This window comes from Fictibacillus sp. EA-CB0309, assembly GCF_055814265.1.
The window spans coordinates 3,097,298-3,112,819 of the sequence record NZ_CP169271.1; the positions used below are offsets into that span (position 1 = coordinate 3,097,298).

Consider the following 15,522-nt stretch of genomic DNA (forward strand, 5'->3'; position numbering starts at 1 on the left):
ACCTTACTCTACTCCTAACATTGCCATCTGCTCTTTAGCATAACGCGTTCCCGCCACTTTGTCAGCCGGAACAGCTGCTTCGATTCTTTCAAGATCTACTGAAGTCAGCTCTAACTCTAACGCACCAAATGCATCTGCTAAGTGCGTACGTTTGCGTGCTCCGATCAATGGGATCACATCTTCGCCTTGAGACAATACCCAGCTAATCGCAATCTCAGCTATTGTAGCTTGTTTTTCCTCGGCAATCTGACGCAATGCTTCAACAAGTGCTAAGTTTTGTTCCAAATTCTCTCCCATAAAACGAGGTGCGAACGAGCGGAAGTCGATCTGACCCTGACGCTCTTTCGTCCACTTCCCACTCAATAATCCTCTTGAAAGTACGCCGTATGCAGAAAGTGAAATGCCTAACTCACGTAATGTTGGAAGGATTTCTGATTCTATTCCGCGGCTGAACAGTGAATATTCGATCTGAAGCCAGCTGATTGGATGCACACCATGTGCTTTACGAACCGTTTCTGCATTCGCTTCAGAAAGGCCAATGTGTTTTACATAACCTGCCTTAACTAGATCACTCATCGCGCCGATCGTTTCTTCAATTGGTACGTTCGGGTCGACACGCGCCGGTTGATAAAGGTCGATATAGTCTGTTCCTAAACGTTGAAGGGTATAAGCTAATGCATTTTTTATGGCTTGCGGACGGTTATCCATCCCGATCCAGCCACCATCTGGAGATCGCAGCACTCCTGTCTTAACCGCAATAAAAGCATTTTCGCGTTTTGTTCCTTGTAGAGCTTCACGCAAAAGCAATTCGTTGTGACCAACTCCATAAAAATCACCCGTATCAAAAAGCGTAACACCTTTTTCAAGCGCTTCGTGAATCGTTGCGATGCTTTCCGCTCTGTCTGCCTTCCCATAAAGATCAGACATTCCCATGCAGCCTAATCCGATTGATGAAACCTCAGGACCATTTGTTCCGATTTTTCTTGTTTTCATAATTGTTTCCTCCGTTATATCTTAATACACTCATAGTATCACCGAAGATAACAAATGACAAATATTTATTTTTGTCATTTGTTATTCGTGTACAAAAAAAGAAGAGGTTTTTTACACCTCTTCTCATCCTCAATTAAGCTTGAACAGCCTGAACACCTTTTGTTGCCATAAATTCTTCTATCTCTTCGACTTCACGAATGATGTCTTTTGATAGGTTCTCAAACCCGTCTTCGGTCACTAAGATGTCATCTTCAATACGGATGCCAATCGATTCTTCTTCAATATATAATCCAGGCTCGATCGTAATCACCATACCTGGCTCTAAGATGCGATCCTTATAGGAACCAACGTCATGCGTGTCGAGACCTAAGAAGTGGCCGACACTATGATAATAATAGTTAGAGATCTCATCTTCTTCTTGAATCAAGCCAATTTTCTTGCACTCATCTGCTAAAATTTTCTTTGCATGCTTGTTTAGTTCTGCAAACTCAAGACCTGGCTTGATGATCGCTGTTGTTTCTTTTAATGCTTTTAGTACGATATTGTACAGCACTTTTTGGCGGTCAGAAAACTTGCCGTCTACTGGGAACGTGTAGCTGATGTCGGCATTGTAATAATCTTTCTGTGCACCAAGATCGAGCAGCACAAGCTCTCCTTCATTCGTACGGGCGTTGTTGTGCTCGTAGTGAAGGACCGTCGCATTCTTCCCGCCTGCCGTAATCGTCTTGAACGCATAATCTCGAATTCCGTTTGACTTTAACGTAAAATCAAAATGCGCTTCCAGCTGATATTCCATCATGCCAGCTTTTGCGTGCTTCAATACTTTGTAGATGCCCTCTTTCGTAATCGCGATGGCTTCTTTGATCTTTTGAATCTCTTCTGTTGTTTTAAACACGCGCAGTTCAGAGATCTCGTGATACACATTGTGGATAGCAACATGCGGGTAGTGCTCACGAATGTGTTTTGCGAAAAGTGAGGTGCTTGTTGGCTCACCGCTCCAGCCACGGCGCTCAAGATCTAAACAAACATGCTTCGCTTGATTTGTGAAAAAGTTGCCGGCAACCGTTGACTCAAAGCTTTCCACATACTTAATGTCTTTGATTCCGGATAACTCTTCCGCTTCTTCTTTCGAGACCGTCTTTCCAACCCACTTTTCCATAACAGGGTCTGCTTTTTCAATAAAAAGCGTTTCTTCAAATTCAGTGCCGTTCTTCTTTAACAGCAGCATTACGTTCTGCTCAGTGATTCCTGTTAAGTAGTAAAAGTTGCGGTTTGGCACGAATGGATAATGTTCATCCGCTGACTTTTGTGGTGCTTTTCCAGCAAATAGAATCGTTAATGATTCATCAGGCAGCAATTCTTTTAATCTGCTTCTGTTGCGTTCAAAAAATAAGACTCCATGTGAATCCTCCTTAAGAATTATTAAAAACGACTGATGAGTTTATTTATGTAATTATAGTATAAAGATTTTACGACGTTAATGACAGTTATTTTTCTGAATTTTGTAAATCAAATTCGTTCAACTGATACTCTTCCAAATCTTGCTCTTCTATATAAACGCCATTCGCTTTTTCTTTAACGTACGCCAAAATCTGTTTCTGCACCCTTGGATATAAAACGATGCGATCCAGCTCATTTAAAGGAATCCATTTTACCCCCGTTTGGTTCGGGTCTGGCTGATCGGGCATAGAAGGTTCTGTGTCTATATTTCTTGTACATTCAAACATGAGCCCTAATGAGTGTGTCTCTCCAAACCTTTTATCCGTGAGATGTGGCGCATATTCATAAACAAATGCGAGCGGACCTACCGTTACATCTATAGATGCCTCTTCTTTTGCTTCTCGTTTTGCAGCTTCCTTCACAGATTCATGTGCTTCAACACCGCCTGCAGGTAGATTGTAATGAAGCCCATTTTCATCATCAAACTCAATCAACAAAATCGCGTTGTTTTCGATAATCAACGCGCCCGCTCTTACTCGGATTGGGTAGCTCATCTAGAACATCTCCTTATTCTTTCTGATAAGATTTACAGTTGGTCTTGATACATCGTCAAAATAAGTATCATCTTGCAGATCCACCCACCGAACATCCAATATATCTTCGTCGTCTTCGATCGCTAACTCCCCAGTCACAACTTCGCATAGATATGTATGTTTTTCTTCACTTTGTAGAAGTGACTTAATGACTTTAACGAGATAGCCCGTTTCTTCTCTCACTTCGCGGATGCATGCTTGCTCATATGACTCACCAGCTTCAACACCACCACCTGGAAAGTTCCAAACGACATCTCCGCGCTTCACTTTTGTTTGACTAAAAGAATTTCTCCTTTTCTAACAACAACACCCTGCGCCAACATAACATTCCCCCTAGTGACAGATAAAAGCTAACCAACGTGATTGTTGATTAGCTTCTTCCTTTTTATGCTTCCTGCTCAAACAGCTGAACAAGTTCTATAATGACATGTGTTGCTTTAATCATGTTGTCGACCGAGATGTATTCGTGACGGCCGTGATAGTTTTCCCCGCCTGTGAAGATATTCGGCGTTGGCAGTCCCATGAATGATAATTGAGATCCGTCTGTACCGCCGCGAATCGGTTTGATATTCGGCTCGATATCAAGCTTCTTCATCGCTTTTGAAGCCAGATCGACAATTTCCATTACGGGCTCAATTTTTTCTTTCATGTTGTAATACGTGTCGTTCATTTCTAGCTGAATTTTATCCTTACCATACTTTTCACGTAACTCATCCACGATCTCTTTAATGGTGTTCTTTCTTTTTGGAAAAGTTCTTTGTCATGATCTCGGATGATGTAGGACATGTCCGTTTGTTCCACATCGCCTCTTAATCCAGTCAAGTGATAAAACCCTTCGTATCCTTCTGTATGTTCTGGCGCTTCTTCAGCTGGCAGTTTGCTGTTAAGTTCCATCGCGATTTTCGCTGCGTTCACCATCTTGTTCTTAGCAGATCCCGGGTGAATATTCTTACCCAAAATACGAATTCTCGCACTTGCCGCGTTAAAGCTTTCATACTCAAGTTCACCTAATGGCCCGCCGTCCATCGTGTACGCATACTTCGCGCCGAACGCTTCCACATCAAACTTATGCGGACCACGACCGATCTCTTCGTCAGGTGTAAACGCTACTCTGATTTTTCCGTGCTTGATTTCTGGGTGTTCAATCAAGTACTTCATCGCTGTCATGATCTCAGCGATTCCGGCTTTGTTATCTGCACCAAGCAGTGTTGTGCCGTCTGTAGTGATCAGGGTATGTCCCTTGTAATCTTGTAAGCTAGGAAAATCGCTCAGAGATAATTCAATATGTAGGTCTTTGTTTAACGTAATCGTTTCTCCATCATAGTTTTCAACGATTTGCGGCTTCACGTTCGTTCCGGTAAAATCCGTTGCTGTGTCGACATGCGCTAAGAATCCGATGACTGGCACATCTTTTTCCGTATTAGAGGGAAGAGTCGCCATCACATAGCCGTTTTCGTCGACCGTCACTTCTTGCATGCCGATTTCCTTTAACTCTTCCACCAGCATGTTGGCAAGCGTCCACTGTCCTTCTGTTGAGGGAGTCGTTTCACTTCTTCCATCAGATTGCGTATCTACTTTCACATATGTAATAAATCGCTCCATAATCTCTTGTTTCAATTTTCAATCAACTCCTATTGTTTTGTTTTATGATAGCATGTTTTCCTAATCATGGCCTATTGCTGAATTCTTTAAAAAAATTGGCGCAAACCGTTCCATACGTCTAAACAACTTGTCCTCACCCTGCATATGATGTAGTACAGCACCAAGAGAAGGTGTTGGGAAATAAACGGGGTGATTTTAATGGGTTGTTGGAACAAATGCGAATCTTCTTCAAGCTATATCTATTTAAAATGTAAAAGATGCAAGAAAAAGAAGAAAAAAGCTGCGGCTGCAAGAAAAAACACTAATACGATTACCAAGCAAAAAGGAGTTCAATTTGAACTCCTTTTCTAACTTTTACTTTTTAACCATTATTCTTGAGGGTAGGTTTTCAACAAAAACTTCACAGATCGCGTAATCAGTTTCTTTAACACATCGACATCAACATCGGCTAGTTTGTTTATGTACACGCATGCAGCACCTGTTGTATGTTTACCAAACTTACTTAGCAACGCTTCACGTTCAGGATCTCCTGGCGCAAAATAAAGGCTGATCTTCGCTTTTCTTGGCGAGAAGCCAACAAGCGGCGCGTCCCCTTCATGCCCGGTTTTGTACTTGTAGTGATACGACCCAAAACCAATGATGCTCGGTCCCCACATCTTTGCCTCATAACCTGTTGTTTCCGTAAAAATATCAAGAAGCTTATAGGCATCTTCTCTCTTTTCGGACTATCTACATTTTCAATAAACTCTATGACACTATGGTTGGTTTCTTTTGTTTTTTGTTCATACATATTTACTTGGCGCCTCCTTTACATGCTCTCTTTTTCAGATTCGTGTTCCATGACATAATTCCTTTTTACACAGCCGACTTTGGTGGTGGATTTGTCGAAAATCGTTTAAATATTTTTATGTGCGGATATATTCAGGATTACCTCGTATAAAAATTACTTATGTACGGATATATTTTGAATTACCTCGTATAAAAGCCAAATCAAAGCATACAGTCCCTAAAAACACATCCCTAAAATGTAAAAAAGAAGAGCTTTTCGTCTTTTTTCGTTATGATTAAATGGAAATAACAAACAAAAGAGGGGTTGGACACGGTGAACGTTGTCATTTTGGATGATTGGGAGAAAAGCTTTGCTACAAATCCTGAAATTGAACGCTTAAAGCAGCACTTTATCGTCGAAATTTACCACGACAAACCTACGCAAAGTGAACTGATGAACCGCATTGAACATGCAGACATCATCATCCCTATCAGAGAGCGCTCTATGTTTTCAAAAGACGTGCTGCAGCACTTGAAGGACATTAAACTGATTGCGCAAACTGGTTCAGGCCTTGCCCATATCGATATGGATGCAGCCACTCAGCTCAACATTCCTGTCGCTACAACTCCAGGAGGTTCAGCGGCTGTTGTTGAGTTGATCTTCGGCATGATGCTTGCACACGCTCGTAATCTATTACACTTGAATCAAGAGATAAAACAAGGCACTTGGACCGAATCTATTGGAATGGGACTTGAGAACAAAACGGTGGGCATTATCGGACTCGGTAAAATCGGTTCAGGTGTTGCGATGATCGCTAAAACTTTCAACATGAACGTTGTCGCTTGGGGTCCTCGGCTAACGAAAGAACGAGCTCATGCTCAGGACGTTGAATATAGAGAGTTGAACCATCTATTGCAGACTTCTCATTTTATCATTGTTGCCGTAAGACTCGTACCTGCAACAAAACACATGCTTCAAGAAGAACATTTTAAAGTAATGCGTAACGATGCATTCCTGATCAACACATCTAGAGGAGAAATACTGGATGAAGAGGCACTTGTAAAAGCATTAAGAGAAAAGTGGATTGCTGGAGCAGGATTGGACGTTTTTTCAGAAGAACCTCTCCGACCAGACCATCCTCTCCTGCAGCTCCATAATGTGGTCCTAACTCCGCACATCGGGTGGAAAACAGACAATATGTTTCACAAGTTTTTATCAACGAGTGTGGATAACATTATTTCATTTATTATTGATGGAAACCCACAACGTATTGTGAATACAGAGGTTCTAACAAGCAAAAAGCCCACTGTCTAAAAGTGGGCTTTCACTTTATTAATCCATCCACACCGTATAGCTCTTAAACCCCGTCTTCTTCACTGGCTTCACGCTCATATCCGGATAACCCACATAGATAAATCCCGCTATCGCTCCGTTCACACTCATTCCGAAGAACTTCTTTACTTTTGAGTGATACGTTACAGCACCTGTCCGCCAGATGGCGCCTAAACCTAGTTCTTGCGCGGTGAGCAGCATGTTTTGAATGCTGCTATGAACGCTAGCATATTCTTCAATCTCAATCACGTTCTTCTTATCACTCGGTTCAACTCCAACCGCTATTATGACCGGTGCGCGCAAAGGGTTATTCCGTGCTTTCTCTGCTTTCCGTTCCAGTTCATCTGGCTCTAAACTAGCATTATCCTCTCTCGCAATTTTCTCTAACACTTCTCCCAATTTCTTTCTGCTATCCCCTCTTAACACAAAAAAACGCCATGGCTCTGTTCGGTAATGGTTTGGAGCATATGTCGCCGCTTCTAACATTTTTTCAATAAACGAGACTGGGACGGGATCGCCTTTTACTTTTCCGATACTTCTTCTGTTAAGGATCGCGTCGAAGGTTTCCATTATTCGCCCTCCCTTTCTTAACAGATATTCTGGGACAATGATGAATAGAATAAAGTTGTGCTCACCAACATGTTAAATGGGAATAAAATATATGTAAGAAAACCTAACATTAATATGATACAATATATAACAATACTTGAAATCGTTCGGTTAGGTTCTTTATTCTACTGTTTAGGAGGATTGAAATGTCTGTTGATAAAACATCTTATAAAGATAAAAAAGTCATGTCGATTGGCATCATTAGCGAATTAACCGGATTATCCGAACGTAAGATCCGGTACTACGAAGAACGAAAGCTTATCTTTCCCGAAAGAACAGGAAAAGGAACACGCAAGTACTCGTTTTCAGACGTTGAGCGGCTCATGGAGATTGCCGATCAAATTGAAGATGGTGTACAAACCTATGAAATCAAAAAGGAATTCACGAAAAAACAGAAACGTGACGAACGCAACAAGATGATCCGCGGTCAGATTAACGCTCAATTTAATATGAGAAACTAAAAACAGCTGGCTCCTTTAGCGATAAGGTACCAGCTGTTTTATCGTGATAGCCGTTCATAGACTTCTCTTAAATTCTTCATCCCTAACGCTTGTATTCTTTCAACATAAATACTCCAAAGCCTCGCCGTCATCTTCGCATCCCCTAATGCATGATGCCGATCAACAACCGGAATACCGCAGTGATCACAGCAATCTTCTAAACGAACGAGACTCACATTTGGTTCAGCAAGTTTTAATAAAAATGACGTATCTACTATTCTATGCTTGAACCGACTGCGGAAAAGCTTCCAGTTGTAGTGCTGCAGAAACTTCTTTTCATGACTGGCGTGGTGCGCTACTAACACGGCTCCTTTTACAAAATCATAAAAATCGACCAGTACCTTTGACAGTTCAGGCGCAACTTCGAGATCGCTTTCTTCAATACCAGTAAGCTCCTTTATTTCATGTGTAAGTTCACGATTACAGCGAGCAAGAGAATAGAAGGTTTCCTCTTGCAGAACCTCTCCGCCTTTCACCTTTATGGCACCGATCGATAGAATTTCATCTCCTTGTTCCGGAAAAAAGCCTGTCGTTTCAAAATCGAACACGACAACGTTTAATTCATTGAGCGGAACGACTAAGCTCTCTTCTACTTTTAACTCTTTTTCAAGTTGTCTCAAAAAAGCAATATGGTGCGGACTTGATTGCCCTTGTAACGATGCGTACACGCTTGAGTTTATTTTCCCCTGAACTTGTTTCATGAATTGTATGAGCGGATTCATTCTCATCTATGCATCGTTCCCTTAATAACAGACTGGGTATAGTCTTGTAGTTTTTGTCCGTTTAACAAAATATGCTTCATGTCTTTCCGTTCTTCTTTGCTGAGTTCTTTTATATTCAGATAGTGGATGTCATCATAACTTTCCGTCATTTTCTTATGATACTGAAGTCTGTAGTGAAGAAGCTTCTCGAATTCTGCGGTACACCAACTGAGTTCTTGCTGATATTTTCGAAGCTTTGATAGTTCATCAATTCTTGAAAGCGTTGAAGTAGCTTCTATACTTTCTTTCATCGCTAAGAGCCGAACGTTATTCACATACGGAAAAAAGCCTGATTGCTTTAGATCGATGCTGCCCGCATGAGAGCCGTGAGTTTCTGTTAAAAATTGATGAAAGAAGCCAACTGCCTTCTTTACGTGCTGCGTGTTTTCTAACAATCTCTCCAGGAACGGCGGATTCTTTTTGATATAGTCGTGTACGATCTCTTTAAGTTCAGTGATAAATTCGTTTTCCCCTTTAAGCACGCGTGCATCATAAAAAATCAGCAGAAATCGAATGCTTTCAAAACTTTCTTCTCTCAACCATTTTGATAGCTGTTCGTTCCACTTTGTTTTCGATTTGCACCATAATGCATTCGAACTCATCACATTGCCATCACAATATGGATAGCCGACTTCGTTCAAGCCATCAGCCAGCTCTTTTCCGAACTTCATAAAATATTGAAACGCTTCTTCCGTGTTGTTCTCATAGATTAAACCGTGGTCTTGGTCACTGATGATGGCCTGTTCAAATCGGCCGGCACTACCCATAACAAACCAAGAATAGCCACAAGGCGGCGGCCCACATGTACTTGACTGGTTTTCTAATGCTGCATCAAATACTCTCTTCATAATCTCATCGTGAAATCCATTTAACTCATGTGACGACTGATCATGACGATACCACTCACTATCACGCCATTTTTTTATTGATGAATAAGTCATTTCCACACACCCTATATCGACAAAAGCATTGAGGAATGATCCCCAATGCTGTTTATCACGATTAATTTGCAATTCTGTTTTTCTCTTCATTCGTAATAAACGCTTCTGGATATCCGTAGTTTCCATGTTCACTAACATCGAGACCAATAATCTCTTCTTCCTCAGATACACGAAGTCCTTTCATCACTTTTTTCATTACGTATAAAAGAGCGAAAGAAACAACAAACGCGTAGAGCGCTGATACTGAAACACCCATTGCTTGAACACCGAGCTGTGAGAAGCCGCCGCCATAAAACAAGCCTGGCTTACCAACTGTTGCAAGTTCTGGTGTTGCAAAAAGACCTGTTGATAACGTCCCCCAAACACCTGCCGCCCCATGAACACTTAGCGCATAGATCGGGTCATCCACTTTTAATTTATCGAATAACTTCACAGAGTAGAATACAAGAATTCCTGCAACGAATCCAATGAGGACCGCTGCCCACGTTTCAACAAATGCACATGATGCCGTGATGGCAACAAGTCCTGCTAAAGCACCGTTTAGTATCGTAGGGATATCTGATTTACCTAGAACCATCCATGAAATAATAAGTGCAGCTACTGCCCCTGCCCCTGCAGCAAGGTTCGTGTTTAGCGCAACAAATCCGAAGAAACCATCATCTACAACAAACGTACTTCCTCCATTAAAACCAAACCAGCCTACCCAAAGAATGATAACACCTAATGCTGTGTACACTTGATTGTGTCCGAATATATTGTTCGAAGTACCATTTTTATTAAACTTTCCGATACGCGGCTTCAGTAAAATCGTTGCCGCGAAAGCTGCCATCGCACCTGTTAAGTGAACAACCGTCGAACCAGCAAAATCTTGCTTGCCGTGTTCCGCTAACCATCCGCCGCCCCAAATCCAGTGAGCAACAACCGGATAAACGATTACTGAAAATAGAATCGCAAACACAAGGTATGCGGATAATTTCGCACGTTCCGCAAATCCGCCGAACGCAATCGTTAACGAAATGCCAGCAAATGCAAGCTGGAATAAGAAAAACGCAGCTGTTGAATATGGCATACCTTCCGCTTGATCACCTGAATAGAAAAAGTCAGACAAACCGATAAAGAAATTAGAATTCCCACCAAAAATAAAACCATAACCAACAGCCCAGAATACGATAGATGCCAATCCAAACGTAAAGACCGTTTTACCTGCAATATGCCCGGCATTCTTCATTCGCGTCGAACCTGCTTCAAGTAAGATAAACCCACCCTGCATCAAAATGACGAGAAGTGCACCTAGCACAAGCCAGACACTGTTTAACGAAAACATGATTTCTTCCATAAAGAACGCCCCCTGCTTAACTGTTTCTTTTCATTCTATACAGTTTCAGCGCAGATTTTACACCCATGTCAGATAATCTGACATGGTTTTTAAGTGCGGGTGGTGTAAGCGAAAAAGCTAACCCTTTTTGTTTGAGGGTTAGCTTTGACGTCTGCTTCTTTTCAGAACGCTCGCTTGGCTCATCTGCGTATTCACATGCTCTATACGCCTTAAGTTGTATACAGAATATATCTTGAGTCTATTTTATACGAAGTTCATTGTAGGTAAGATAAATCACGCAACTTAATTAATCAGGAGGATTTTAGCATGAGAAAATTTAAAATCACACTTTTGTTCACATTAGTAATCTTTTCCCTTATTTTCATTTTCAATTTTGGAAAATCAGCTGTAGTATATAAATCGCATCCTAAGGAGATCGTAAAACCTGCATCTTATAAGGCAACAATCCTTTTAGCGACAGATCGAGAAGCTACTGGTGAAGGAAGTGGAGTTGCTGTTAACTCTAAGGGAGACATATACTATTTACATCGTGCGAGTGGACAATATGGAAACAGCAACTACATTGCGGAACCTACAATCGTTGTTTTAGATGGAAAAACGAAGATGGTTAAGAATACTTGGGGAGAGAATTTGTTCAAATCTCCTCATGGTATCGACATTGATAACAAGAATCAAATATGGATAACAGACATCTCATTAAATAAGGTATTCAAATTTAGTCCAGAAGGCAAACTTCTTCAAACGTTTGGTGAAGATTATCCATTGGGTTTGGAATGGAGTTTACGAATTCGAAATAAAATACCCAATTTCCCTACTTTTATGAATGATTATACATTTGCAAGACCTACAGATGTAACCGTCTTGAATGATGGTTCATTTGTTGTAGCAGATGGTTACAGAAATCATAGAATAGTCAAATTTGATCCAAACGGAAAATTAGAATGGCAAGTAAATAAGCTTGGTGACAAACTAGGTGAGTTTAATTTACCGCATGGAATTAGTAGTGATCACGAAGGTAATATTTATGTAGCTGACCGCAATAATGCTAGGATTCAAGTGTTAGACAGTGAAGGAAATGCTATTGATGAATGGAATGATGTTGAAATTGGGAGACCATTTGGTGTTGAGGTAGGAAGAAATCAAAAAATATACGTAGTGGATGGAGGAGATTATTTAAATGGTTCAAAAGATAATCTTACTAGCCAGATAATCATATTAAATAAAAATGGTGATGTTATAGAACGCTTCGGAAGTTGGGGTAAAGAAGTAGGACAACTTAAAATCCCGCATGATATAGCTGTTGATGAAAAGGAAACATGTATGTGGCAGAACTTAAAAATAAACGGCTACAAGAGTTTCGTCTAATGGAAAGTTCCTCAAATTAAAATTCCTATAGTAGATGTGTTAAAGGGAGTATCGCTATAACAAATACTCCCCACATACACTATAGTTAGGCATTAACTACACATAGAGCTTTATCTCCCTCGATTGCGATCTAAAGAAGATGGACACCACACTGCAGACTGCGCGGAAATCTATTGCACGGAAATCTACCATACTTCGTGAACGAAGACCGAAAACATTGAATAACAACTTTAAACCACCTTAGATGTAGTGGTGTGAGTACTAGTTTGTGCGGCATTACGATCAGCCCTCTTCCCCCACCAAGTAGCAAGCAGCGGTCCTGAGATATTGTGCCATACACTGAAAATCGCACTTGGCACGGCAGACAACTGTGAAAAGTGAGCAACGGCAAGCGCCGCACCTAGACCTGAATTTTGCATCCCGACTTCAATGGAAATGGCTTTTTGATCCGCAAAGTTTAGCTTTAGTGCTTTCGCGATCAGGAAACCTATTAAAAGACCCAACACATTGTGAAGAACAACAATGGAAAAGATCAATAATCCTGTCTCTGCAATTTGTTTTGCGTTCGCTGCAACAACAGCGGATGCTACAGCCACAATTCCCACAACAGAGATAAGCGGAAGTGCAGCAACGCTTTTTTCAACTTGTTTACGGAATAAAAGTTTAACAACAAGACCTAATACAATGGGTACAAGTACAATCTGAACAATTGATAACAGCAAACTGCCCGCTGATACGGGGAGCCATTTGCTCGCAAACAGAAGTGTTAGTGCTGGTGTTAAAATCGGTGCGAGCAGTGTAGCCACGGATGTTACAGCAACCGACAAGGCTGTGTTTCCTTTTGCTAAGTACGTCATTACGTTCGATGCCGTTCCGCCTGGACAGCATCCTACTAAGATAACGCCAACTGCCACTTCTGGCTGCAATTGAAATGCCGTTGCTAGTCCAAATGCAAGGAGAGGCATGACCGTATACTGTGCTGCCACACCTAGCAATACACTTTTCGGGGCTTGAAACACCGCTTTAAAATCATTTAGTGACAGGGTAAGCCCCATGCCGAACATGATAATTCCCAGTAACAATGGAATGTGGGAGCGATCCATGTGAAGCCTCCTGGAACAACAAATGCTAAAATGGCAAACAGAATCACCCAAACCGCAAAGGTGTTGCCTGCCGCTTTACTTACTTTCTCTAGAAATCTCATGGTTGTCACTCTCCTTTTTATGAGAGTATAAACTAATTATCTGAAATTTCAATGTTTTTTGCCGAAAAATTTAGAATTATGTGATCAAGGTCCATTTTTATGTGATGAGGCCGTTTTTTTATGTGATCATCCCTATTTTTTATGTGATGACTAAAAAAATTATGTGATCAGCCAATTTCAGGCTCGTCCAGCCAGTTGTACCGAGGCACTCTAGCCATATGTTCACGCCTTTTCTCTACCATAAACATTCCTTTTAGCGTCCCGTAAAAATATTGCATAAATGACGCCTTGATTTTCCGATTTTTGTAGTGAAAAACAGTTGTTTTGAACGCGTCGATCACAACAGTTACCATAAACTCCAGCGGACGTTCAAAACTAAACTTGTTATATGCGAGTTTTGCTTTCTCCCAAAAAGTAAAAATTTCTACAGCCGTGTTATAAAAAGGTTTTACCGTATGTATGAAATCCTTTGGAACAGAATCCGGCGTGAAGGATTCATCGAGGTCTTCCAAAGAAGGAGGACTTGATGAGTTGTCAGATGAGACGTTCTCCTTACGTATCTTTAGATCTTTATCTTTTTGATTTTTATAGAGATTTATAGTTTCCTGCACCATTTCCACATGCTCAGTCATACTCTCGCAAGTGGTTTCACCTTCCTCACGATGGATCACTTTCGTTTCACTCGGTGGATCAAACCGCTGAAAGACAAATACATTATGAGCAAATCCACCGCTTGCTCGATACGTCTTATGTACGACTAAAATCCCCGCATTCTTCGCTTTTCGCAGCATTCGGATAAAAGAAGCGCGCGAGATACTGCCACCTTTATTAGCACTTTTATCAACAAGCGTATCGATTTTTGCGTTCGCTACTCCTGGAACGACCACACTATATTGGCTGAGCAGCTCAAATGCCAGGAACTCTGACTTCGTAAACAAACCTGCGTGATGTTCCAATAAATAACGTTTATGTTCATTAAACTCTTTTACATTTTGAAACTGGCTAAGTGAAGCAAATTGACGAATGTTCCCTGCTCTCAACTTTTTCTTCCCCTTATAAAATTGATTCATCCTATAAGTGTTTTAAAAAAGTGAAAAAGAGCCTTAGAGACTAGAATTTTTTGTTTGTAAACATTAAAAAGCCAAAGGGATTATCCCATTTGGCTTTTTAGGCTTATTTTTTTGTATAAGCTGACGTTTTCTATTCATTAATTTCAATAAATCTTGATCGACCGCTTCATACTCTTCTGTCCCCGTTTTACAAAAACTTATTTTTCCTAGCAGTTCTGAAATTTTGTTCTCTATTATAGCCAGTTCCTCTGCGAGATCCTGACCTCCATCAATAGAATACCGCTTACTCTGCTCTTCGTATTCCCCAAGTCCCATCTCCACTCTCTTGATCTGCTGATTTTCAATAATCAGCAGCTTGTCACACAGCTTTTCAACGAAAAAACGGTCATGAGAAACGATGATAAGCGTGCCTGAAAACTGTGACAATGTTTCCTCCAGCTGCTCGCGGCTAGGGAGATCTAAGTGATTCGTAGGTTCATCCAAAATGAGCACATCGTATTCTTGCAAAATCATGAGGACCAGTTTAACTCTTGTTCTCTCTCCTAAACTTAAGTGACGGATCGGCTTCGAGAGTTTTCGATCCTCGATCCCCATGTTGGCAAAAATCGTCCTTGCCTGCGTCACTTGATGTTTCTCCTCCAAATCGAAGTATTCATACACCGTTTTTTCTTCCGGCAGATCACTCACATCTTGAGAAAGATAAGCGATTTTCATCGAGTCGCTTTTCCAAATTGAACCGGACGTGATCGGCTCTGCCCCAAGCAGCATTTTTATAAAAGTAGTCTTACCCGCTCCGTTTGCTCCTTGTAAACCTATCCTCTCACCATGCTTGATATAAAAATGACTTTTTCAAACAATGTACGATCACCAAATTCCTTCGCTAATCCGCGTGCTTCAATCAATCGTTTTCCTCTCTTACCAGCAGCATCAAACTGGAAAAAGACATCTGTCTCTTCTTTCGGCTTATCAATGCCCGTTTTCGATAATTCCAGATTCAATCGTTTCAG

14 protein-coding genes and 3 pseudogenes are annotated in these 15,522 nt (G+C 41.1%); 3 read left to right on the forward strand and 14 right to left on the reverse strand.

The features are described from left to right. Positions 1 to 3: 3 nt before the first annotated feature. The 6 genes and pseudogenes from ACEWFH_RS17400 to ACEWFH_RS17425 form a co-directional block, all read right to left on the reverse strand. The gene (locus tag ACEWFH_RS17400; protein WP_473725010.1) at positions 4 to 993 is read right to left on the reverse strand and encodes an aldo/keto reductase; all 990 of its coding nucleotides are present in this window, start codon (positions 991 to 993) and stop codon (positions 4 to 6) included. 133 nt (positions 994 to 1,126) lie between these two features. Next, complete coding sequence (locus ACEWFH_RS17405) at positions 1,127 to 2,413, reverse strand: aminopeptidase P family protein (protein WP_473727339.1); 1,287 nt, start codon at positions 2,411 to 2,413, stop codon at positions 1,127 to 1,129. Between the two features lie 67 nt (positions 2,414 to 2,480). Next, positions 2,481 to 2,987: an NUDIX domain-containing protein gene (locus ACEWFH_RS17410; RefSeq protein WP_473725011.1), complete on the reverse strand. Its 507-nt coding sequence runs from the start codon at positions 2,985 to 2,987 to the stop codon at positions 2,481 to 2,483. Next, a complete protein-coding gene (locus ACEWFH_RS17415) occupies positions 2,988 to 3,293 on the reverse strand; it encodes an NUDIX hydrolase (RefSeq protein ID WP_473725012.1) in 306 nt (101 codons plus the stop codon). A gap of 118 nt (positions 3,294 to 3,411) precedes the next feature. Beyond that, positions 3,412 to 4,643 (reverse strand): annotated as a pseudogene (gene pepT / locus ACEWFH_RS17420) (peptidase T). A gap of 353 nt (positions 4,644 to 4,996) precedes the next feature. Continuing rightward, a pseudogene (locus tag ACEWFH_RS17425) lies at positions 4,997 to 5,418 on the reverse strand (DUF1801 domain-containing protein). A gap of 312 nt (positions 5,419 to 5,730) precedes the next feature. Here ACEWFH_RS17425 and ACEWFH_RS17430 point away from each other — a divergent pair. After that, positions 5,731 to 6,711: a D-2-hydroxyacid dehydrogenase family protein gene (locus ACEWFH_RS17430; RefSeq protein ID WP_473725013.1), complete on the forward strand. Its 981-nt coding sequence runs from the start codon at positions 5,731 to 5,733 to the stop codon at positions 6,709 to 6,711. Between the two features lie 18 nt (positions 6,712 to 6,729). On the opposite strand, the gene ACEWFH_RS17435 is transcribed toward ACEWFH_RS17430, so the two are convergent. Beyond that, entirely contained in the window at positions 6,730 to 7,299 is a 570-nt protein-coding gene (locus tag ACEWFH_RS17435; RefSeq protein WP_473725014.1) for a nitroreductase family protein, read from the reverse strand. A 185-nt stretch (positions 7,300 to 7,484) separates the two neighbouring features. On the opposite strand from ACEWFH_RS17435, the gene ACEWFH_RS17440 reads away from it, so the two are divergent. Then, positions 7,485 to 7,799, forward strand: coding sequence for a MerR family transcriptional regulator (locus ACEWFH_RS17440; RefSeq protein WP_473725015.1), 315 nt, complete (start codon positions 7,485 to 7,487; stop codon positions 7,797 to 7,799). Between the two features lie 38 nt (positions 7,800 to 7,837). Here the strand turns inward: ACEWFH_RS17440 and ACEWFH_RS17445 are convergent, their stop codons facing one another. Genes ACEWFH_RS17445 through ACEWFH_RS17455 form a run of 3 tightly spaced genes read right to left on the reverse strand, consistent with a single transcriptional unit; the run spans position 7,838 to position 10,876 of the window. Next, positions 7,838 to 8,506 carry an exonuclease domain-containing protein gene (locus ACEWFH_RS17445; RefSeq protein ID WP_473725016.1) on the reverse strand — a complete coding sequence of 223 codons (669 nt, stop codon included), beginning with the start codon at positions 8,504 to 8,506 and terminating at the stop codon, positions 7,838 to 7,840. Between the two features lie 56 nt (positions 8,507 to 8,562). After that, complete coding sequence (locus ACEWFH_RS17450; protein ID WP_473725017.1) at positions 8,563 to 9,630, reverse strand: DUF294 nucleotidyltransferase-like domain-containing protein; 1,068 nt, start codon at positions 9,628 to 9,630, stop codon at positions 8,563 to 8,565. Then, entirely contained in the window at positions 9,602 to 10,876 is a 1,275-nt protein-coding gene (locus ACEWFH_RS17455) for an ammonium transporter (RefSeq protein WP_473725018.1), read from the reverse strand. The genes ACEWFH_RS17450 and ACEWFH_RS17455 overlap by 29 nt, the downstream gene beginning before the upstream one ends. A 306-nt stretch (positions 10,877 to 11,182) precedes the next feature. Between ACEWFH_RS17455 and ACEWFH_RS17460 the strand changes: the two genes are divergently transcribed. Beyond that, positions 11,183 to 12,241 carry a peptidyl-alpha-hydroxyglycine alpha-amidating lyase family protein gene (locus tag ACEWFH_RS17460; RefSeq protein WP_473725019.1) on the forward strand — a complete coding sequence of 353 codons (1,059 nt, stop codon included), beginning with the start codon at positions 11,183 to 11,185 and terminating at the stop codon, positions 12,239 to 12,241. A gap of 230 nt (positions 12,242 to 12,471) precedes the next feature. Here ACEWFH_RS17460 and ACEWFH_RS17465 read toward each other — a convergent pair. From ACEWFH_RS17465 to ACEWFH_RS17480, 4 genes and pseudogenes are all read right to left on the reverse strand, one after another. After that, positions 12,472 to 13,445 (reverse strand): annotated as a pseudogene (locus ACEWFH_RS17465) (bile acid:sodium symporter family protein). 167 nt (positions 13,446 to 13,612) lie between these two features. After that, positions 13,613 to 14,485, reverse strand: coding sequence for a hypothetical protein (locus ACEWFH_RS17470; protein ID WP_473725020.1), 873 nt, complete (start codon positions 14,483 to 14,485; stop codon positions 13,613 to 13,615). 93 nt (positions 14,486 to 14,578) lie between these two features. Further along, positions 14,579 to 15,349 carry an ATP-binding cassette domain-containing protein gene (locus ACEWFH_RS17475; RefSeq protein WP_473727340.1) on the reverse strand — a complete coding sequence of 257 codons (771 nt, stop codon included), beginning with the start codon at positions 15,347 to 15,349 and terminating at the stop codon, positions 14,579 to 14,581. Beyond that, entirely contained in the window at positions 15,328 to 15,513 is a 186-nt protein-coding gene (locus tag ACEWFH_RS17480) for a hypothetical protein (RefSeq protein WP_473725021.1), read from the reverse strand. The genes ACEWFH_RS17475 and ACEWFH_RS17480 overlap by 22 nt, the downstream gene beginning before the upstream one ends. Positions 15,514 to 15,522: the final 9 nt, after the last annotated feature.